Genomic DNA, 21,207 nt, shown 5'->3' on the forward strand with positions numbered 1-21,207 from the left:
ACAGGAGGAAGACCAGATGAAAAAATGGTATGCGGTTATAGGCGATCCAATCGCGCAATCGATGTCACCGGTCATGCATGATCAGTGGTTTAAAGAAAACGCCTTGGACGCAACGTATATACCGATTCATGCAACAGCGGGAAGCCTAGAGCAAACGATAAACAGCTTGCGTTCACTTGGATGCAGTGGCTTCAATGTGACAGTACCCCATAAGCAGGCGATTCTCCCTTTCCTTGACGAAGTGGACGAATCGGCAATGGTCATGAATGCGGTCAACACAGTATATCAAACAGATGATGGTAAACTAATCGGTGCCAATACGGACGGAGCGGGGTTCGTGAAGTCGCTAGAAGAGTTTTCAGATTCGGTAAAAGGCCCGGCATTACTTATTGGAGCTGGCGGCGCGGCTAGAGGTATCGCCTTTGCGTTGCAATCAGCTGGCTACGGACCTCTTTATTTCACGAATCGTACCGCTTTACGAGCTGCGGAACTAGCGGCAGATATGAATGATGGTCATGCGCTTTCCATAGAAGACGCCAGAGATCGTCTCGGCGAGTTTGGACTTGTAGTGCAAACGACATCCGTCGGTATGAACTTTGCACAAGAAGGACTACCGCTCGATCCAAAGAATGTTGCAAACGGTGCAATAGTAGCGGACATCATTTACAATCCGCTTGAAACAGAATTTTTACGACAAGCAAAACAAGCAGGTGCGAAGACGATGAACGGTATAGGAATGTTCGTTCATCAAGGCGCTCTTGCCTTTGAAAAGTGGACAGGCGTCTATCCTGACACGAAAAAGATGAACGATATGATTACAATGAAAGTTGGCGGGTAAACATGTTAACAGGTAAACAAAAAAGATTTTTACGTAGCGAAGCACATCATTTGGACGCATTATTCCAAATTGGGAAAAGTGGTTTGACTGACGCAATCCTCTTGCAAATCGACGAAGCACTCGAAGCACGTGAATTACTAAAAGTGAGTGTCCTTCAAAATTGCGAGGAAGATAAAAAGGAAATTGCCGAAAAGATTGGCGCGTACAAAGGTATCCACGTAGTCCAAATCATCGGTAACACCATTGTTTTATACAGAGAATCGACAGAGAAGAAGCGCATACAATTACCGTAAGGAGAATCGGATGAAACAAATCGGCATTTTGGGCGGAACTTTCAATCCGCCACACACTGGACATTTATTAATTGCCAATGAAGTGCGCTATGCACTACAGTTAGATGAAGTTTGGTTGATGCCTACTGCAGTCCCGCCTCATAAGATTGCGACAGGCGATGCGTCAGCTGAACAGCGCTTGCAAATGGTGAAACTGGCGGTAGATGAAGTGGAAGGCTTGCGTGCGTCATCATTTGAAATTGAGCGCGGTGGAGTATCTTTTACGTATGATACGATGTCGCAGTTACTACAAGATGAAACAAATGTTCATTTTCATTTCATTATTGGCGGAGATATGATTGATCAGTTACCGACATGGTACCGAATTGAGGATTTACTCGAAATGGTTACGTTTATCGGTGTAAAACGTCCAGGTGCTGATAATACTTCTGCAATCCCGGTACAATTGGTAGAAACACCACAACTTGATTTGTCATCCACATTGATCCGCCAACGTTTTGTAGAAGGTGGAACCGTGCAACTTTTGATTCCCCCGGCTGTCGAAGCTTACATTCGAGAGGAGAGATTATATGGATCTTCAACAAGTTCGAAATGACTTAGAACAACGCTTACCTAAAGCGCGGTATGAACACGTACTGCGAGTCACGGAAACCGCAATGAAATTAGCTGAAGAAGTGGGTGTATCAGTAGAAAAGGCTGAAATTGCTGGCCTATTTCATGATTATGCCAAATTTATGGATAAAGATGAATTACTCGAATTACTGAAACGAGATGAAGAGTATGAACTCTATGCACAATATCACTCCGAATTATGGCATGCGCCGGTTGGAGCTATGCTTGCGAAAGAGCGTTATGGTGTAGAAGACCAAGATATCTTGCAGGCTATTCGTTTTCATACGACGGGACGTGCAGAAATGAGTGAGCTAGAGAAAGTGATCTATATCGCTGATTTAATCGAACCAGGAAGAAAGTTTCCGGGTATCGAAGAGCTACGCCAACGTATAGACGGAGAACCGCTGGAAGATCAAATGACAGAATGCATCCAGCACACATTTAAATTTTTAGTTCAGCGTTACGCAGTCATTTTTCCACATTCATTTGATTGCTATAATGAACAGGTACGTAGAAGAAAGGAACAGTGAAATATGCCAACATTATTGGAATTAGCTTATGAAGCAGTAGATAGTAAGAAAGCAGAAGACATCGTAGTATTAAACATGGAGGGCATTTCACTAATTGCTGATCAATTCATCATTTGTCATGCTAACTCTGAAAGACAAGTACAAGCCATCGCGCGCGAAGTAGCGGATGCGGCTTCAAAAGAAGGTTACACAGTGAAACGTTTGGAAGGATTCGATGCGGGTCGTTGGATTCTAGTCGATCTTCTCGATGTAGTCGTGCATGTATTCCATAGAGATGAACGCGGATTCTATAACTTGGAAAAGCTATGGGGAGACGCACAGCTACTAAACGTTGAGGATGAAGTATGAGTTCTTCCTATTCAGCGTTCGCATCAATTTATGACGAACTAATGAATGATATCCCGTATGACGCCTATGTCGAGTTACTCGATTTGGCGTCTGCTGGCGTTTTCGGGAAAAAAGTATTGGATATAGGGTGCGGTACGGGTGTACTTTCTGCGAAACTTGCAAAAAAAGGGGCATACGTAACAGGTATTGATCTCTCCGCTGATATGCTCGGGGTCGCTTCACAACGTGCGCAGTCACTTTCACTAGATATTCAGTTTATCGAACAACCTATGCAGCGACTAGAGGTGGAAGATACATTTGATGCTGCTATCATCTCGATCGATTCCTTGAATTATATCATCCAGCAGCAAGATGTCGTGGAAACGTTTCGCCGAATTTATGGTGCGCTTGCTACAGGTGGAGTGTTGCTGTTTGATGTGCATTCATTATATAAAATGGATGAGATTTTCCTTGAAGGACCGTTTGTTTATGATAATCAACGTATTGCATATATTTGGCAAACTACCTCGGGAGAAGAGAATCACTCGATTTATTCTGAACTGGCGTTTTTCGTAAAACAAGAAGATGATTCCTATCAGCGTTTTGACGAAGTACATATGCAACGAACGTTCGCGGTGCCGGAATACGTTCGAATGCTTGAAGAAGTTGGATTTCGTATTGAACGGGTTTTTGCGGATTGGGAAGATGAAGCACCTGAAGAGGAGAGCGAAAGAATATTCTTCCAAGTTCGAAAATAGGACTACCATAGTATTTCGGAATCAGGTATAGTTAATAAGACTCCATACGGTGCTGAAAGAAAGGATGGTTGCTTATCCGTTCATTCCTTACCGAAAAATGGCGTACATTGATCATTCCTATTGCAGCATTCGCTGTACTTTCCACTGTTTTGTTCTTTCCCCGAGAACAGCCGGATCAACTTTCCGAAGAACATGGACAACCCCTATTTGAACCAATCGAAACTATGGAAACTACTGTGCAAAATAAAGAACTGGAAGCGCCTATTGAATTAGTCGCGGAAGCTGTCTCTGTTGCGATTCTGGTAGATGTTAAAGGTGCTGTAAAACATCCCGGACTTTATTCGATGCAAGACGGTGACCGATTACTTGATGCGGTCGATAAAGCAGGAGGCTACACAGAGGCCGCTGACACTAGGTTGTTGAATCACGCCCAAAGATTGCAGGATGAATCTGTCATCTATGTGCCAATCGCGGGAGAAGAGCCACCTGTATACGAGCAACCGGCGTCATCTTCCTCAACGGACAGTTCCACAGCAAAAGTAAATATCAATACCGCAAATGAAAGCGATTTTCAGACGCTTCCTGGCATCGGTCCAGCCAAAGCTATGGCGATTGTCCAATATCGCGAAGAACATGGACCTTTTTCGCAATTGGACGGAATGAAAAGCGTTTCAGGTATTGGTGACAAGACATTTGAAAAATTAGAACCACTTATTATTCTTAATTGATGGAGGCAACCGTATGGAGCGAATTACTTGGGATCAGTTCTTCATGGCGCAAAGTCATTTGCTGGCGATGCGCAGCACGTGCACGCGACTCTCGGTAGGATCCATTTTAGTACGCGATCAACGCATTATTGCTGGCGGCTACAATGGCTCGATATCGGGCGGAGATCACTGTATTGAACACGGCTGTTACGTCGTAGATAATCATTGTGTTCGAACGATACACTCGGAAATGAATGCATTACTACAATGTGCTAAATATGGTATACCGGTTGCAATGGCGACCATTTATGTCACTCACTTCCCGTGTTTACAATGTAGTAAAGCATTGATTCAAGCGGGTATTGAACGCGTTAAATATGCCGCAGATTATCGAAACAGTGAGTATGCACTTGAGCTATTTGCGCAAGCGGGTGTGGAGATTGAAAAAGTGCCGTTTGACGAGCGTTCTATTGACTTCGCCAGTGAAGAGAAATTTTCATTATTCAACGAAATGTTGACGAAAATGCAGGAACTTGGCGCTGAACCTGAAGAACTGGATACCCTTTTGCAAAGGGTGAATCATTTATTTGGCAATTAATCCGATCGATACGATGGATGTATATAGCGATTCCTATTGCGATATCTGCGTTTGCAGCTGAGCTTTCAGGATCGCTTTTATTTTTGAATGTAGTATTCCTCATACCGTTCTACTTTTTACGCAAAGATTATCTACACCTTCTTCTTTGCTCACTTATTGCAAGTCTCTCCTTTTTCTATTTCTCAAGTCAATTTACATCACTTCCTGAGGACTCAGTCGTGACCTTTCATTGGAAAGATCAAGTGAAAATCGATGGCGCTAAAGTGAAAGGTTTCGCTATTCTGACTGATGGCACGGTCGTCTATATGATGTATTCATTGGCTTCCGAACTACAAAAAAGTCAATTTCAGTCTGCGCGATTAGCAACATATCAGTTCACGGCTGAAGTGGAGCCGAAAGAACTGGAACCAGCGGCCCATGACTATTCATTCGATATGGCACGCTATTTACGAATGAATGGCGCGGCGGGAATTCTAGAAGCCACCCGGATCACGTCGAGCGTACCCCTCACAACACTGCGTTCGCGACTCTCTCACTATCGTTCTGCGATCAAACAACATATTCATGATCAATTTCCACCTTCACTTGTTACAGAAGCTGAAGCATTATTGATTGGTGACCGTTCGGGAATGGATCGTATCTTGCAAAAAGAGTATCAGACGCTTGGTATTACGCATCTCTTTGCGATATCGGGGTTGCATGTCGGTCTATTGACGTTTTTCATTCGCGCGATTTTGTTGCGTATCGGTTTTCGCAAAGAGTGGGTGACTTACGGATTACTCATGTTCTTACCAATCTACGCATGTCTTGCGGGCGGAGCGCCGTCTGTCTGGCGTGCATCAACGGTGACAATGATTGTATTGCTTGCTGTTTCAGGCAATTTTAAATTGCGCCTGGACGATGCTCTTGCTTTGAGCGCGTTACTTTTTATCGTCATGCAACCTTATATCGTCTTTCAACCGGGATTTCAGCTCTCGTATTTAGCTGCGTTTTCTTTATTGTATTCGTCAGCTATTCTTAGCCAAGCGAAAAATGGAATGGTCGTTTCGTTTTTTGTTACGGTCATTACGCAAGTCGCGCTTTATCCCATTTTGCTGTATCACTTCTACGAGTTATCAATTTCTTCTTTTATTGCGAATTTGTTCTATGTTCCTTTGTATTCTATATGTATTTTGCCAGCTAATTTACTATTGCTGATCTGCACGTTTGTCGCACCACCGCTGGCAACACTCCTTTTTATAATCTATGAGCCTGTGAGGCAGTGCATTGGTAGTATGACAACTTGGTTTGCTTCCTTCCCCTACCAAATGTGGACGCCCGGACAACCGGATGGTGTGGGCTCAGCACTTGCCGTTCTGGGTATTCTCATTTTTCTAGTCTGTCTGGAAAGAAAGAAGTTCGTCATGGTCGGCCTTATTTGCTTACTACTCCCAGCACTCTACATGGAAATTAAGCCGATGCTTCACCGTGATGCGATCATTTCCTATGTAGACGTAGGGCAAGGTGACAGCACGATAATCGAAATGCCCTATCGGAAAGCAGTGTATGTGATAGATACAGGTGGAGTGGTTCGTTTTGGCGAAACAGATTGGAAGACACCGGAGCAGCCTTTTGAAATTGGACGAAATATCGTTGTGCCGTACTTAAAAGCGAAAGGGATCACGAAAATCGACCGGCTGATCATATCCCATGCTGATCTAGATCATATGGAAGGTGCCGATGAAGTATTGGAAGAGTTAAAAGTAAAGGTAATTCATTTGCCGCCTGGGAGTGAACAGGAGAATGTGATGGATGAAGTGTTGAGATTGGCAAAAAAACAGAACATTCCAGTGCAATTAGTTAGGGATGGGGTTAATTGGAAAGAGGAAGGCTATCAATTCCAATATGTAGCACCTGAAGAGCGAATATATGACGGTAATGATAGTTCACTAGTACTTGTAATGAAGCAAAAAGATCTTCATTTTATCTTTCCAGGAGATCTAGAAAAAGAGGGGGAGCAGCGGTTTTTGCAACAATATAGTTTTGCTGATTTTCAACGTGTCGTATTGAAAGCCGGCCATCATGGAAGCAAGACGTCAAGCACAGAGGCGTTTATCAACTTTCTTCAACCTGAGTTTATTATTGTATCGGCAGGGAGAAATAGTCGCTATGGACACCCACATGAAGAGGTAATCGACCGCTTCCGTGAACATGGTATTCCTTTTTGGTCAACAGCTGAGCAGGGAACTATTGAAGTGCGCGTGAAAGACGGAGTGTATTCCGCCACTTCGAGTAGAATACAAATTCTCGACGAGGGGATAGATAAAAGAAAAGTCGATCACCGCGTCCAGTTTCCGTACTAAATGATCTTGTGGCACCAACTGCTTGATAGTGGGCAACTCCAACTGTTCGCGTTCATTATTCTGATTTTTCGTCATCATATCTATCCCCTCAATAAGTGTTTAACAGGAATCAAGTTGATTGGAGCGAAGGAAGGCGCTGAGGCCGTGCCCGCGGAAAGCGTCCATCCGTAGCGGAAATCAACTTTTCCATACGTTTACTTTATTGTAAATGAAAAAAGACAGTAGACAAATAGACACATCCCCCAAGTTGGTGGATGTGTCTATTTTATACAACAGTTGATTAGAGTGCGACGATATCGATGATCGTAGCAACAACAAAAATTGCAGAAAAACCGATAAACGCTACTATAAAGCCGATGCCGCTGTCAATCGCATCATTACGTTTGGATTGGACATCATGTTCAAATTCATTCATTGCTACACCTCCTAATTCCATACTAAGTATAGATGAAAGTGAAAGAAAAATCCATTAAAATTGCAGTTTTTAGGAGTTGCAACGTACGTTGACACAAATTGTTCATAGAGTAAGTAAATTATTCGTTACAAGAGCGGAGTTGCTTATAGCAAATTCCGCTCTGTCTCTTTAGAATCAATAATATTTATCCTTTTCTGCTGTCTCCCGATGGTTCGGAGTCATCGGTTCCTGTTTCGGTGCTAAATGTTCGAGCTCTGTTAACTCTAGGGATATTTCTTCTTTCACTACAGGCTTCGAATGTTTACGGGAATTTACTTGTGGACGGTTAGACTTTTTCATCAAAAAACCTCCTTTACATGCTAGTATGGAGAAATGATTGATTTTCATGTATAGTTATCACAGGTTTTTAATAGCAAGCAATCGGTAATTGAGGTGAAGAAAGTGGTTACAAAAATTTGGAGTCAAATTGAAAAAGGCGATGTGCAGCCAGTTTATCTTCTGACAGGCACCGAGCAACACTTACTGGACGAAACAATTAAGAGGTTAATTAAGGCAGTGCCTGGTATGACATCATCTGATGTGAATCGATTTGATTTAGAAGAGATTCCAATTCAGGCTGTGCTCGAAGTGGCGGATGAATTTCCGTTTTTAGTCGACCATAAATTGATCGTCGCAAAAAACTGTTCATTCTTAAAAGCGACGGATCATTCGAAGGAAAAGCAAAATCATCAACTTGAACTGTTGGAAAAGTGGCTAGAAAATCCATCTCCTACGGCTACAGTAGTGTTTGTCGCACCTTATGAAAAGCTTGATGCACGAAAGAAAATCACGAAAAAAATAAAGAAACATGCTGTTGTCGTAGAAGCGGTTGCGTTACAAGGGCAAGATGTATCTACGTGGATTATGCAGCAAGGTAAAGATAAAGGTATTGAATTCGATAAAAGAACAGCTGAATTTCTTATGGAAATGTCTGGAACCGACTTACTGACATTGTCAACTGAAATCGATAAGCTAGCTGGCTACTTAGCGTTTAAGGGCACGGTGGATATCAATACAATTGAGCAACTAGTAACTAGGACACCTGAGATGGACGTATTTCGCCTAACGGATTTATTTGTCAATAATAAACGGGCAGAATCCATCGCTGTCTATCATGACTTAATACGTAATGGGGAAGAGCCGATCATGCTGGCGTCACTCGTTGCGAGTCAAGTGCGTTTAATGATTCATGTGTCAAATTTACGGAAAAAAGGTTATCAACAACAACAAATCGCTACAACGCTTCGGATCCATCCATATCGTGTTAAATTGATGATGCAACGAAAGCTACCCTCTTTGGAAGTGTTGCTTAAAGCATTGGATAATTTGGCGACTATTGATCTGCAACTTAAAACGACGGGTGGTAATCGTCAGCGTAAATTGGAATTATTTTTAATGAATGGACTATAAGAACGCAAAAAAAGACTGCCGTCACGATGAGGCAGTCTTTTAACATATCATTATTGAGCTTTTTTAGTTAGACGTGATTTTTGACGAGCAGCAGTGTTTCTTGGGATAAGACCTTTACGGGCAGCAGTATCCAATTGTTTCACAGCATCTCTCAAAAGTTCTTCAGCGTTCTCTTCTTTATTAGTAAGAGCCGCATCCGCTTTACGGATTGCAGTACGCATAGAAGCTTTTACGTGAGAGTTTTGCTCGTTAGCAGCAGCACTTTGCTTCACGCGTTTAATAGCACCTTTAATGTTTGGCATTTCATTCACCTCCAGCTTTCAGGTAAGGCAAGAGTGTTTCCACAATCATCCGGATATCTCTTTACAACAAGCATAATTTTATCAAAGCTACCGACAGATTGCAAGAAAAAAAGTAAAGCGATTCAACTTTACAGTAATCTATTCGAGAATAAACGCCGGTAAATTGCACAAACTTGTTAGTAGAGGTGAAGAAAATGAGTGAAATCAATTACTACCGTACGGATTTAATTGATGAAAGTGATGAGTTTGTCAGACATCAGACCGAGCAAGAGGAAAAAAAAATAAAGGAAATGTCCGGAATACATGTCGAAGAACAAACAATCGGTCGAATTAAGGCGACTACTGTAAAAGTGACAGCGGAAGGGGAAGAAGAAATCGGGAAAGCGAAAGGTACATATATTACGCTGACGATTCCAACACTTGCTGTTCACGAAATCGAGGAGCTTCAAGTATTATGTAAACTTGTGGTAGAAAAAATGGACAAATTGATTAAAGAAAAGTTACCGGGCGGCGTAAAAAAAGTGTTGTGTGTTGGTCTTGGCAACCGAGAAATTACGCCAGACGCTGTGGGACCCGCAGTTATGGATTATGTGAAGGAAGTTATTCCAGATTATTACGAAGCAGATGAGAGTGGTGTCATGGTGTATGCGCCGGGTGTAACCATTCAGACTGGTTTGGAAACTGCTTCTTTTGTTAAAGCGATTGTAGATCACAGTAAGCCGGATCTATTGCTTGTCGTTGATGCGCTTGCTGCAAGGAGTAGCGCAAGGCTTTGCCGCACGGTTCAGCTGACGGATACCGGTATTCATCCGGGCTCGGGTGTAGGTAATAGCCGCAAAGAGTTATCGGAAAAAAGTCTCGGCATCCCTGTGATTGCCATAGGTGTACCGACAGTGGTGGATGGACCTGTACTAGTGGCGGATGCTATTGATACAATGTTCGGCTATATCGCAGCGAAAATAGAAGAAGATGGCATGCCTTCGTCAAAACTTTCAACAGGTCGGTTCCCCCAACGTTCAACAAAAGATGCGGATCGTACAGCGCTTGGCCCCATATTTGGTGATTGGTCATCGTGGACGCATGAAGAACGAATCCAATTATTTGAAGAAGTGCTGACAAATCAGGAATTGGCGACATTTATTTCACCAAAAGAAATTGATTCATGGGTCGCAAATTACGCCATTGCATTATCTTCTTCATTAATTACCTGGATTCACAAAGTAAATGAATGAACTAGTCATTGACCTTTTTTCTTCCGCATAGTGTGGAAGATGGAGGGATTACTATGAAAAAAACTTTGCAAATCTGGATGAGCGTTATTTTTGTATTGTTCATCTTTCCTGTCGTCTTGCAGTACATTCCCAAACAGCCAACCATTTCCACTGCCCTCTCGTTAAAGGAACCGAGCACAATTGTCTATGCATCCAATGTATTGGAGGAAGATATTCGACCGAAGATAGAAGGGAATGTGTTGATTTATTCGACCCACTCACATGAAGCGTATGAACCTATTACGCAAGCAGCGAACGGAAAAGTGGCGGTATCCCATCATTCAGAGAATATTTTAAAAGTGGGCGAGCGGCTAAAAGAAAATTTAATTTCACATGGCCTAGCAGCAGAACAGCTCGATATCGATATTGTGAAAATCATGCAACAAGAGAAGATACCGTATCACCGTTCGTATGCTGCGATTAGACCCTATGTGGAAAAGAAGGTTAACGAGCAATCTTATGATTTAGTCATTGATATGCACAGAGATTCGCTCGGCCCTTCAAAAACGACGATCACACATGCCGGTCAACGCTATGCAAAAGTGGCATTTGTCATTGGTAGAGACCATCCGTATTACGAACGGAACTTGGCCAAAGCGAAGCAATTGAAAAATGAGATGGAAAAATTAGTGCCTGGCATTACGCGGGAAATCATTATTAAAGGTGGCCGTGGAGTAGATGGTAAATACAATCAAGATCTAAATACCAGCATTATATTAATCGAAATGGGCGGTGTGGGTAATACGGAAATGGAGCTCAATCAAACGATCTCTGTCGTTGGTGAATCTATTTCCGCTATGATGATTGTGCAATAATCTTTCAAATATTGAAGTCTGAACCGTTCACTGCTATAATTCAAGTAGCTTAAATAGGTACGTACATGTAGGAGTGAACAGTGATGAATCAAGAGCAGAGAGCAATACGTCAAAAAAACATTCGAAATTTTTCTATCATTGCCCATATCGACCACGGGAAATCAACGCTGGCGGATCGGATACTAGAAAAAACAGAAATAGTGAAAACACGTAACATGAAGGCCCAATCATTGGATTCGATGGATCTAGAACGTGAGCGCGGTATCACCATTAAATTGAATGCCGTTCAGTTAGTCTATACAGCAAAGAATGGTGAAGACTATACATTCCACTTGATCGATACACCAGGACACGTCGACTTCACATATGAAGTTTCAAGAAGTTTAGCTGCTTGTGAAGGCGCTATTCTTGTAGTAGATTCTGCGCAAGGCATCGAAGCGCAAACATTGGCGAACGTTTATCTAGCGCTAGACAATGATTTGGAAATATTACCTGTTATTAATAAAATCGACCTACCGGCGGCTGATCCAGACCGTGTGAAAAAAGAAATTGAAGATGTGATTGGATTAGACGCATCCGAAGCAGTTTTAGCTTCCGCGAAAGCCGGAATTGGGATTGATGAAATCCTGGAACAGATCGTAGAAAAAGTTCCAGCACCACAGGGAGATCCGGATGCGCCACTAAAAGCGTTGATCTTTGACTCTCACTATGATCAATATAAAGGTGTTATCGTCAATATTCGTATCGTAGAAGGAAAAGTAAAGCCTGGCGATATGATTCGCATGATGGCAACGGGTAAAGAATTTGAAGTACTAGAACTAGGTGTCTTCACTCCAGGTATTTCTCCACGTGATGAATTGACTGTAGGAGATGTAGGATTCTTATCTGCCTCCATTAAAACAGTAGGCGATACACAAGTAGGGGATACGATTACACTTGTCGATGATCCTGCCGAGGAAGCATTGCCAGGTTACCGTCGTATGAATCCGATGGTGTTCTGCGGACTGTATCCAATCGATACATCCAAATACAACGATTTGCGTGAAGCGCTTGAAAAGCTCGAACTAAATGACTCTGCGCTTGAATATGAGCCAGAGACATCACAAGCGCTAGGCTTCGGTTATCGTTGTGGTTTCCTAGGACTGTTACACATGGAGATCATTCAGGAGCGAATCGAACGTGAATTCAAGATCGATTTGATCACGACAGCACCTAGCGTTATTTATAAAGTAAACTTAACGGACGGCTCGACGATGAACGTCGATAACCCATCGATGATGCCTAGTGCACAAAAAGTAGACTTTGTCGAAGAACCATATGTTAAAGCTTCCATTATGGTACCGAATGATTACGTAGGGTCTGTAATGGAGCTCTGTCAGCGTAAACGTGGGGATTTCTTGACGATGGATTATATGGACGCATCCCGTGTCAATATTATCTATGAACTGCCATTAGCTGAGATTGTTTATGACTTCTTTGACCAATTAAAGTCTAGTACAAAAGGGTACGCATCACTGGATTATGAATTGATTGGCTATAAACGATCGAAACTCGTTAAAATGGATATTTTGTTAAATGGTGAAACTGTTGATGCGTTAAGCTTTATCGTGCACAGTGACTTTAGCTACGAACGTGGGAAGGCGATTGTTGAGAAACTGAAGTCGTTAATTCCAAGGCAACAGTTTGAAGTGCCTGTCCAAGCGGCAATCGGGCAGAAAATCGTTGCACGTTCAACCATTAAATCTATGGGTAAAAACGTCTTAGCAAAATGTTACGGTGGAGATATTTCTCGTAAACGTAAATTGCTCGAGAAACAAAAAGAAGGTAAGAAAAAGATGAAGCAAGTTGGCTCTGTGGAAGTTCCACAAGAAGCGTTCATGGCTGTTCTTAAGATGGATGAAGAATAATTAAATTCAGCGAAAAGGGGGCAAACCGCCCTCTTTTTGCTGTTTACATACTCAAACAAAGGATGTGACAGCATGCGGGGAGTGTATATCCATATACCGTTTTGCCAGCAAATTTGTCATTATTGCGATTTCAATAAAGTATTTCTAAAAAATCAACCCGTCGATCAATACATCGAATCAATTGGCAAAGAATTTTATTATATGAAAGAAGCCGGCTTTTCATTTCAAGAAGTGGAAACTGTCTTTTTAGGCGGTGGCACACCGACGGCACTCAACGTTCCTCAGCTCGATCGGTTACTGACAATTGTTTCACAGTATATCGACGTCACGGCATTGAAAGAATTCACAACAGAAGCAAACCCTGATGATTTATCGGAAGGACAACTTTCTATACTGAAGGAAAGTGGCGTAAATCGCTTGTCGATCGGCGTGCAAACTTTTAATGAACGATTACTGAAACAAATTGGGCGAACACATTCTAATGAGGACGTGGAGAACGTTATTCAGGCCGCGCGTAAAGTCGGTTTCGAAAACATTAGCATTGATTTAATGTACAGCCTACCGACTCAAACACTGAAAGAATGGGAAGAGACAATTGATCGTGCATTAGGGCTAGATCTGCCTCATTACTCTGCCTATTCATTGATCGTAGAACCGAAAACCGTCTTTTATAATCGAATGGTCAAAGGGAAGTTGCCATTGCCAGGAGAAGACATGGAAGCAGAGATGTTCTCCATGGTGATGGATCGCATGCATACAGCAGGTCGCGATCAATATGAAATCAGTAATTTTGCTAAACCTGAACATCCTTCGTTTCATAACCTGATTTATTGGGAAAACTCCAACTATGCAGGTATTGGTGCAGGCGCCCATGGTTATATTGGCAACGAGCGTTATGCGAACGTCGGACCGTTGACGCATTACATTAATCTATTGGAGGAAGGAAATTTACCTCGTAAAGATGTGCATGAAGTAACTCTTGCCGAATCGATGGAGGAAGAAATGTTTCTTGGTCTACGAATTATTGAAGGAGTATCGATGCAAGAATTCGAGCAGAAATTCCAGCGTCCTATTCATCAAGTATTCGGTAAACCGATAGAAAAAATGCAACAACAAGGACTTTTAGAAATCGATGGAGACCATCTCCGCTTAACTAAAAAAGGTGTTTTTCAAGGGAATTCGGTATTTCAGGAATTTTTATTGGGAGATTGAGTTTGATTCGTTGACATATAAAATAGAATTTGATAAATTATGAGTAGTATTAGCACTCGAGGTTAATGAGTGCTAACAGGAGTGATGATCATGTTGACAAACAGACAATTGCTCATACTACAATTGACAGTGAAAGATTTTATCGAGTCTGCTCAACCGGTTGGTTCGAGACAACTGTCGAAAAAGCCGGAAGCGCCATTTAGTTCGGCAACGATTCGGAATGACATGGCGGATCTGGAGGATATGGGTTATTTAGAGAAGACTCACACATCATCTGGAAGAGTGCCTTCCGAAAAAGGCTATCGGTTCTTTGTGGACCATTTATTGCAACCACAAGCTTTAGCCCTGGAAGACAGCTTGCAGTTACGTACGATGTTTCAGGAGAAAGTCGGAGAATCAGAAGAATTAATTCGGAAATCCGCAACCATTCTATCTGACTTAACGAATTATACGTCCATCCTACTTGGACCTGATACCTCTACGCATGCCGTCAAGAAATTCTCTATTGTTCCACTAGATCAACAACGGGCAGTGGCGATTATCGTAACGGATAACGGACATGTGGAAAATCGGATCTTTGATGTGCCGCCTGGTCTTACTGCTACGGAAATTGAGAAGACGGTAAATATTTTAAATGAACGCCTAATCGGCACATCGCTAGTGCAGTTGCAGCAAAAATTGCAACTCGAAGCGAAGCATGTATTTGAACAGCATATTCACCAAGCTGAACAACTATTCAGCTCATTGCAGCAAGCAATGGCAGTGGAGCCGGAAGAACGATTGTATTTTGGCGGAAAGTTGAATATGTGGAAACAACCGGAATTTCACGACTTCCAGAAGATGCAGGCATTTTTCGAACTAATAGAGAAAGGTAATCCTGCCATGGGGCTTTTCCAAAAAAACGAACAAGGGATCCAAGTTCGTATTGGTTCTGAAAATAATGTGATTGAAATGGAAGACTACAGCGTGATTACTTCCACGTACTCGGCAGGAGAGAATATGGAAGGTTCCATCGCAATTATCGGTCCGAAGCGGATGGATTACGGAAGAGTTATTACATTGCTCGATATACTAAGCAGTGATTTATCTTCCGCTCTTCATCAGTTAACAATCGGAAAAGACGGAAACGGGAGGCAAGACACGTGAAAGAAAATCAAGAGTTTGAAGAGCAACTAGATGAAAATCTTTCCGAAGATGAGCAAGAGCAAACTAAAGCGACAGAACAGCAAGATGTTGAAGAAATCGTCGAAGAGCTTACTTTAGAACAAGAGCTTGAGAAAAAGATCGATGAGTTAACAAAGGCTCTTGAAGATGAAGAAGGTAAGAAATTACGCGTAATGGCAGATATGGAAAACGTTAAGAGACGAGCTTCACTCGACTATCAAACGTTGCAAACATACCGTTCACAAAATGTAATGGTTAATGTTCTGCCTGTACTTGATAACTTCGAACGTGCACTTTCTGTTGAAGCAAAAGAGGAAGAGACGAAGGCCCTCTTAACAGGGATGGAAATGGTTTATCGTTCATTACTAGAAGCTTTAAAGTCTGACGGCCTGGAAGAAATCGAAGCGCTTGATCAAGAGTTTGATCCAAACTCCCATCAAGCAGTAATGACAGGCAATGAAGAAGGAAAAGATTCTGGAATTGTTTTGGAAGAACTGCAAAAAGGATATAAACTGAAAGAACGTGTACTACGACCATCCATGGTTAAAGTAAACGAATAAAAAATTACAGCATTCACATTATAGGAGGAAAATTACACATGAGCAAAATTATCGGTATTGATTTAGGTACAACAAACTCAGTAGTAGCAGTATATGAAGGCGGAGAAGCGAAAGTAATTCCGAATCCTGAAGGCAACAGAACATCACCGTCCGTAGTTGCATTCAAAAACGGCGAACGTCAAGTAGGGGAAGTAGCAAAACGTCAATCGATCACAAACCCTAACACGATCATGTCTGTTAAAAGACATATGGGTACGGACTACAAAGTAGAAGTGGATGGCCAGGAATATTCTCCACAAGAAGTTTCTGCTATGATTCTTCAATACATGAAGGGTTATGCTGAAGAATACTTGGGCGAAAAAGTAACGAAGGCTGTTGTTACAGTTCCTGCGTACTTTAACGATGCACAGCGTCAAGCAACAAAAGATGCTGGTACAATCGCTGGTCTTGAAGTAGAGCGTATCATCAACGAGCCAACAGCAGCAGCACTAGCTTATGGTATGGATAAAACGGATGAAGATCAAACCATTCTAGTATATGACCTAGGTGGCGGTACATTTGACGTATCCATTCTAGAACTTGGCGACGGAGTATTCCAAGTACGTTCAACAGCAGGTGACAATAAACTTGGTGGAGACGACTTTGACGACATTATCATTGATTACTTGGTACAAGAATTCCGTAAAGAAAACTCCATTGATCTTTCGAAAGATAAAATGGCTATGCAACGTCTAAAAGATGCAGCTGAAAAAGCGAAGAAAGATTTGTCTGGTGTAACATCCACTTCCATCTCTCTTCCGTTCATCACGGCTGGAGAAGCAGGACCACTACACTTGGAAATCACATTGACTCGCGCTAAATTCGATGAGTTAACAGCAAGCCTTGTAGAACGTTCTATGATTCCAACTCGTCAAGCACTAAAAGACGCAGATCTAACAGCTTCTGACATCGACCGTGTCATCTTAGTTGGTGGTTCTACACGTATTCCAGCAGTACAAGAAGCAATCAAAAATGTAACGGGCAAAGAGCCGTTCAAAGGCGTAAACCCAGACGAAGTAGTAGCGATGGGTGCGGCAGTTCAAGGTTCAATCTTAACTGGAGACGTAAAAGACGTTGTACTTCTTGACGTAACACCTCTATCATTAGGTATTGAAACAATGGGCTCTGTTTTCACAAAACTAATTGACCGCAACACGACAATCCCTACGAGCAAGTCGCAAGTGTTCTCTACAGCAGCTGACAACCAGCCGGCAGTAGACATCCATGTATTGCAAGGTGAGCGTCCGATGGCAACTGACAATAAAACATTAGGCCGTTTCCAATTGACGGACATTCCACCAGCACCACGTGGCGTTCCTCAAATCGAAGTAACATTCGACATCGACAAAAACGGTATCGTCAATGTTAAAGCGAAAGATATGGGTACACAAAAAGAACAGAACATCACGATCCAATCTAGTTCAGGTCTTTCCGATGAAGAAATTGATCAAATGGTAAAAGATGCGGAAGCACACGCTGAAGAAGATAAAAAGCGTAAAGAAGAAGCAGAACTTCGCAACGAAGCGGATCAGTTAGTATTTATGGCTGAAAAGACACTTAAAGATATAGAAGGCAAAGTGGACGAAGCGGAAGTTAAAGAAGCAGAAGCGGCGTTGGAAGAATTGAAAGCTGCTAATGAATCTGGAGACCTTGAGGAAATTCGTTCGAAGAAAGAAAAACTTGACGAATTGGTACAAGCTCTATCTGTAAAACTATATGAGCAAGCTGCTGCAGAAGCGCAAGCGGCTCAAGGCGATGCACAACCTGGTCAAGAAGACGACAGTGTAGTGGACGCAGATTTCGAAGAAGTAGAAGATGACAAAGATAATAAATAAGTAAATTAAAATAGCTATTGACGGAAAAGTCAAAGTCCGAAATTCCGGCTTTGACTTTTTCGTTTGTTAACTTAACAAAATTCGATATTAACGTGTTACAATGAACAACAGGTAAAATGCGATGAGGGGTGCAATGATGAGTAAACGAGATTACTATGAGGTGCTGGGCGTTTCTAAATCCGCTACGAAGGAAGAGATCCGCAAAGCATACCGTACACTTTCTAAAAAGTACCATCCGGACTTGAACAAAGAAGCGGATGCGGAAGTAAAATTTAAAGAAGTAACAGAAGCATTTGAAGTGTTGAGCGATGAGAACAAAAGGGCCGAATATGATCAATATGGTCACAATGGGCCAGGTGCAGGCTTCGGTGGATTTGGCGGCGGAGGTGCAGATGGCTTTGGCTTTGAGGATATTTTCAGCACGTTCTTCGGTGGAAGTGCAAGGAGAAGAGATCCAAATGCTCCACAAAAAGGTAATGACTTGCAATATACAATGACAGTCGACTTTATGGATGCCATTTTCGGTAAAGAAACAGAAATAGATATTCCTCGCGAAGAAGAATGTGATACATGTGACGGCACAGGTGCTAAAAAAGGCACAAGCGTTAAAACATGTACGGAATGTAATGGTTCAGGTGAGGTTTCATTCGCTCAAAACACACCATTTGGTCAAGTTGTGAACCGCAGAACATGCCCTACATGTCAGGGTACAGGAAAAATTATTCCTGAAAAATGTGAAGCATGTCGTGGTAAAGGTCGCGTAACGAAAAACAAAGTCATCAAAATTACGATTCCGGCTGGAGTAGACCAAGGACAACGTCTACGGGTAGGTGGACAAGGTGAAGCAGGAATTAATGGAGGACCTCCTGGAGACTTGTACATCGTCTTTAATGTCCGTCCACATAAACGTTTCATTCGTGAAGAGGATGATATTATACTGGAATTGAACTTGACGTTCCCGCAAGCATCATTAGGAGACGAACTCGAAGTGCAAACGGTGCATGGCAAAGTGAAGTTGAAGATTCCAGCCGGTACACAAAACGGTACTACTTTCCGCCTTCGTGGCAAAGGGGTTCCAAACGTACATGGTCATGGAACAGGCGACCAACATGTGATCGTCAAAGTGACGACTCCGAAAAAAATGACGGAGCGACAAAAAGAATTATTGCGTGAGTTTGCATCAATTGAAGGGGAATCACCTGATGAGTATTCCAGCTCATTCTTCGATAAAATCAAACGCACTTTTAAAGGTGAATGAAAGGATTGACTAACTGTGAAATGGTCTGAAGTTTCCGTGCACACGACACATGAAGCAACCGAGGCAGTAGCGAACATCTTGCATGAAGCTGGCGCGAGCGGAGTCGTAATTGAAGATTCCGAAGAACCTGGAAAAGAACGAGTAGACCAATACGGTGAAATATATGCTTTAGATAGAGATGACTTCCCAATCGAGGGGGTCATTATAAAAGCTTATTTGCCTGTCACTAGTTTCATCAATGAAACAGTTGAAAATCTTGAATTAGAAATTGAAAGCCTTCGTCAGTTTTCATTAAATCCTGGACGCTTTACTATAGGCATTACAGAAGTGGATGAAGAAGATTGGGCTAACTCGTGGAAACAATACTTCCATCCGGTAAAGATCTCAAAGCGTTTCACCATTGTTCCTACATGGGAAGAGTATACACCAGTGGAATCTGATGAATTGATCATCGAATTGGATCCAGGGATGGCATTCGGTACGGGCACACATCCTACGACAGTCCTCTGTTTACAAGCGTTGGAAAAATACCTTCAACCTGATCAAATGATTGTGGATGTAGGAACAGGTTCTGGAGTCCTAGCAATCGGCGCTGCTTTACTTGGGGCAAAACATATTACCGCACTTGACTTGGATGAAGTCGCTGTACGCGCTGCACAGGAAAATGTGACGTATAACGATGCAGATGATCGCATTACCGTCTTAAAAGGTAATCTTCTCGATTCGATAGAAGAACCGCCCGACATGATTATTGCGAATATATTGGCGGAAGTGATCATGTCGTTTTCCCAAGATGCATATCAACTCGTTAAACCAGGTGGATTATTTATTACATCCGGTATCATCGGTGCGAAACGGGACGAAGTGCGCAACGACTTGATGGCGCAAGGTTTTGAGATTTTGGAAACGGTTCTCATGGAAGATTGGGTAGCGATCATTGCGCGTAAGGGTAGTGAATAATCATGCAACGTTATTTTCTAAATCAACCATTTAATGAGCAGCGTCAAGTAGCAATCGGTGGGGATGATTATAAGCATATCGTCAAAGTAATGCGCATGACGCCAGGTCAGGAAATACTGACTGTCTATGATGGCGTAGCTTCGGTAGCGATGATCGACAGTATTTCTGAAGACATCGTTACCGTTTCTCAGCAGAGACAACTGGACAAAAATAACGAGTTACCGATAGCTGTAACGATTGCCTGCGGATTGCCTAAAGGCGATAAACTGGATTTGATAACGCAAAAAAGTACCGAACTCGGTATGAGTCGATTGATTCCTTTTGCTGCCAGTCGATCCATCGTCAAATGGGATGCTAAAAAAGGCGATAAACGTATCGAACGTTTGCAAAAAATTGCTAAGGAAGCCGCTGAACAAAGTCATCGTAACCAAGTACCCGAGATTTTATCCGTCCAAAGCATCAAGCAACTGATTACGTATACAGATTTCTTTGATGTCAAATTGTTTGCGGATGAAGAGGATGCGAAAAGTGATATCCCGCATAAGATTGCGGACCGTCTGAAAAACGTTTATCATGGACAATCGATAGTAGTTGTTTTTGGACCGGAAGGCGGATTAGCGCGGGAAGAAGCCGCTTTACTTCAAGATGCAGGTTTCCTCCCCGTGTCGTTGGGGCCTAGAATCCTACGCACGGAAACAGCACCTTTATACGTATTGTCCGCTATGTCTTATGAATTTGAATGAAAGAACTGAACAACTTATGTCTTCAGTTGCTATTCATACACTAGGCTGTGGGTTGTACATTTAAATATGATTGCGTCCTTACCCTGTGGCAACGTAGGGTAAGGTGCTTGGCAAAAACCACTTAAAATCACCATTTTAAGTGGTTTTTTCATGTGCGCCCAGCATGGGTGTAGTCTATAGGGTGCAAGTCCCGAACTGTGAAGGCAGAAGTAACAGTTAGCTCAACGCAAGGGTGTCCATGGTGACGTGGAATCTGAAGGAAGCGAGCGGCA

23 protein-coding genes and 1 pseudogene are annotated in these 21,207 nt (G+C 42.5%); 20 read left to right on the forward strand and 4 right to left on the reverse strand.

Going from position 1 to position 21,207, the window contains the following annotated elements; all coding sequences use genetic code 11:
• Positions 1-16: 16 nt before the first annotated feature.
• The 9 genes from aroE to CSV67_RS11065 all read left to right on the forward strand — a co-directional run bounded on the left by aroE (position 17) and on the right by CSV67_RS11065 (position 7,005).
• Positions 17-838 (forward strand): shikimate dehydrogenase, encoded by an 822-nt coding sequence (gene aroE / locus CSV67_RS11025; RefSeq protein ID WP_099631636.1) that lies wholly within the window; start codon positions 17-19, stop codon positions 836-838.
• A gap of 2 nt (positions 839-840) precedes the next feature.
• Entirely contained in the window at positions 841-1,131 is a 291-nt protein-coding gene (gene yhbY / locus CSV67_RS11030; protein ID WP_099631637.1) for a ribosome assembly RNA-binding protein YhbY, read from the forward strand.
• Positions 1,132-1,141: 10 nt separating this feature from the next.
• Entirely contained in the window at positions 1,142-1,726 is a 585-nt protein-coding gene (locus tag CSV67_RS11035; protein WP_099631638.1) for a nicotinate-nucleotide adenylyltransferase, read from the forward strand.
• Complete coding sequence (gene yqeK / locus CSV67_RS11040) at positions 1,701-2,273, forward strand: bis(5'-nucleosyl)-tetraphosphatase (symmetrical) YqeK (protein ID WP_099631639.1); 573 nt, start codon at positions 1,701-1,703, stop codon at positions 2,271-2,273. The genes CSV67_RS11035 and yqeK overlap by 26 nt, the downstream gene beginning before the upstream one ends.
• Positions 2,274-2,276: 3 nt before the next feature.
• On the forward strand, positions 2,277-2,621 hold the full coding sequence (gene rsfS, locus CSV67_RS11045; RefSeq protein ID WP_099631640.1) for a ribosome silencing factor: 345 nt from the start codon (positions 2,277-2,279) through the stop codon (positions 2,619-2,621).
• Positions 2,618-3,358 (forward strand): class I SAM-dependent DNA methyltransferase, encoded by a 741-nt coding sequence (locus CSV67_RS11050; RefSeq protein WP_099631641.1) that lies wholly within the window; start codon positions 2,618-2,620, stop codon positions 3,356-3,358. Before rsfS ends, CSV67_RS11050 begins: the two co-directional genes overlap by 4 nt.
• Positions 3,359-3,426: 68 nt before the next feature.
• Positions 3,427-4,086: a helix-hairpin-helix domain-containing protein gene (locus CSV67_RS11055; RefSeq protein WP_233192598.1), complete on the forward strand. Its 660-nt coding sequence runs from the start codon at positions 3,427-3,429 to the stop codon at positions 4,084-4,086.
• Between the two features lie 13 nt (positions 4,087-4,099).
• Positions 4,100-4,663 carry a ComE operon protein 2 gene (locus CSV67_RS11060; RefSeq protein ID WP_099631642.1) on the forward strand — a complete coding sequence of 188 codons (564 nt, stop codon included), beginning with the start codon at positions 4,100-4,102 and terminating at the stop codon, positions 4,661-4,663.
• Between the two features lie 308 nt (positions 4,664-4,971).
• Entirely contained in the window at positions 4,972-7,005 is a 2,034-nt protein-coding gene (locus CSV67_RS11065; RefSeq protein ID WP_233192600.1) for a DNA internalization-related competence protein ComEC/Rec2, read from the forward strand.
• Here the strand turns inward: CSV67_RS11065 and CSV67_RS11070 are convergent.
• The 3 genes and pseudogenes from CSV67_RS11070 to CSV67_RS16680 form a co-directional block, all read right to left on the reverse strand.
• Positions 6,937-7,083: pseudogene (locus CSV67_RS11070) on the reverse strand (transposase); the annotation flags it as partial. The gene CSV67_RS11065 and the pseudogene CSV67_RS11070 overlap by 69 nt on opposite strands.
• Before the next feature lie 202 nt (positions 7,084-7,285).
• Positions 7,286-7,420: a YqzM family protein gene (locus CSV67_RS11075; RefSeq protein ID WP_029054667.1), complete on the reverse strand. Its 135-nt coding sequence runs from the start codon at positions 7,418-7,420 to the stop codon at positions 7,286-7,288.
• A 174-nt stretch (positions 7,421-7,594) separates the two neighbouring features.
• A complete protein-coding gene (locus CSV67_RS16680) occupies positions 7,595-7,759 on the reverse strand; it encodes a hypothetical protein (protein ID WP_158232928.1) in 165 nt (54 codons plus the stop codon).
• Between the two features lie 102 nt (positions 7,760-7,861).
• Between CSV67_RS16680 and holA the strand changes: the two genes are divergently transcribed.
• Positions 7,862-8,869: a DNA polymerase III subunit delta gene (gene holA, locus CSV67_RS11080; protein WP_099631644.1), complete on the forward strand. Its 1,008-nt coding sequence runs from the start codon at positions 7,862-7,864 to the stop codon at positions 8,867-8,869.
• A 50-nt stretch (positions 8,870-8,919) separates the two neighbouring features.
• Here holA and rpsT read toward each other — a convergent pair whose 3' ends face one another.
• Positions 8,920-9,171 (reverse strand): 30S ribosomal protein S20, encoded by a 252-nt coding sequence (gene rpsT, locus CSV67_RS11085; RefSeq protein WP_099631645.1) that lies wholly within the window; start codon positions 9,169-9,171, stop codon positions 8,920-8,922.
• Positions 9,172-9,365: 194 nt separating this feature from the next.
• Here rpsT and gpr point away from each other — a divergent pair, with 194 nt between their 5' ends.
• From gpr to CSV67_RS11135, 10 genes are all read left to right on the forward strand, one after another.
• Positions 9,366-10,403, forward strand: a complete 1,038-nt coding sequence (gene gpr, locus CSV67_RS11090; protein ID WP_099631646.1) for a GPR endopeptidase — start codon at positions 9,366-9,368, stop codon at positions 10,401-10,403.
• Positions 10,404-10,456: 53 nt separating this feature from the next.
• Positions 10,457-11,257: a stage II sporulation protein P gene (gene spoIIP / locus CSV67_RS11095; RefSeq protein WP_233192599.1), complete on the forward strand. Its 801-nt coding sequence runs from the start codon at positions 10,457-10,459 to the stop codon at positions 11,255-11,257.
• Between the two features lie 83 nt (positions 11,258-11,340).
• Positions 11,341-13,164, forward strand: a complete 1,824-nt coding sequence (lepA, locus tag CSV67_RS11100; protein WP_099631647.1) for a translation elongation factor 4 — start codon at positions 11,341-11,343, stop codon at positions 13,162-13,164.
• 72 nt (positions 13,165-13,236) lie between these two features.
• Positions 13,237-14,376 carry a radical SAM family heme chaperone HemW gene (hemW, locus tag CSV67_RS11105; protein WP_099631648.1) on the forward strand — a complete coding sequence of 380 codons (1,140 nt, stop codon included), beginning with the start codon at positions 13,237-13,239 and terminating at the stop codon, positions 14,374-14,376.
• Between the two features lie 90 nt (positions 14,377-14,466).
• Positions 14,467-15,522: a heat-inducible transcriptional repressor HrcA gene (hrcA, locus tag CSV67_RS11110; protein ID WP_099631649.1), complete on the forward strand. Its 1,056-nt coding sequence runs from the start codon at positions 14,467-14,469 to the stop codon at positions 15,520-15,522.
• A complete protein-coding gene (gene grpE, locus CSV67_RS11115) occupies positions 15,519-16,100 on the forward strand; it encodes a nucleotide exchange factor GrpE (RefSeq protein WP_099631650.1) in 582 nt (193 codons plus the stop codon). Before hrcA ends, grpE begins: the two co-directional genes overlap by 4 nt.
• A gap of 38 nt (positions 16,101-16,138) precedes the next feature.
• Positions 16,139-17,974 (forward strand): molecular chaperone DnaK, encoded by a 1,836-nt coding sequence (gene dnaK / locus CSV67_RS11120; protein WP_099631651.1) that lies wholly within the window; start codon positions 16,139-16,141, stop codon positions 17,972-17,974.
• A gap of 136 nt (positions 17,975-18,110) precedes the next feature.
• Positions 18,111-19,232, forward strand: a complete 1,122-nt coding sequence (gene dnaJ, locus CSV67_RS11125) for a molecular chaperone DnaJ (protein ID WP_099631652.1) — start codon at positions 18,111-18,113, stop codon at positions 19,230-19,232.
• A 15-nt stretch (positions 19,233-19,247) separates the two neighbouring features.
• On the forward strand, positions 19,248-20,192 hold the full coding sequence (gene prmA / locus CSV67_RS11130; protein WP_099631653.1) for a 50S ribosomal protein L11 methyltransferase: 945 nt from the start codon (positions 19,248-19,250) through the stop codon (positions 20,190-20,192).
• Positions 20,193-20,194: 2 nt separating this feature from the next.
• The gene (locus CSV67_RS11135; protein ID WP_099631654.1) at positions 20,195-20,935 is read left to right on the forward strand and encodes a 16S rRNA (uracil(1498)-N(3))-methyltransferase; all 741 of its coding nucleotides are present in this window, start codon (positions 20,195-20,197) and stop codon (positions 20,933-20,935) included.
• The last annotated feature ends 272 nt before the right edge of the window (positions 20,936-21,207 follow it).

Origin of the sequence: Sporosarcina sp. P2, from assembly GCF_002743255.1 — a bacterium.
Lineage (GTDB): Bacteria > Bacillota > Bacilli > Bacillales_A > Planococcaceae > Sporosarcina.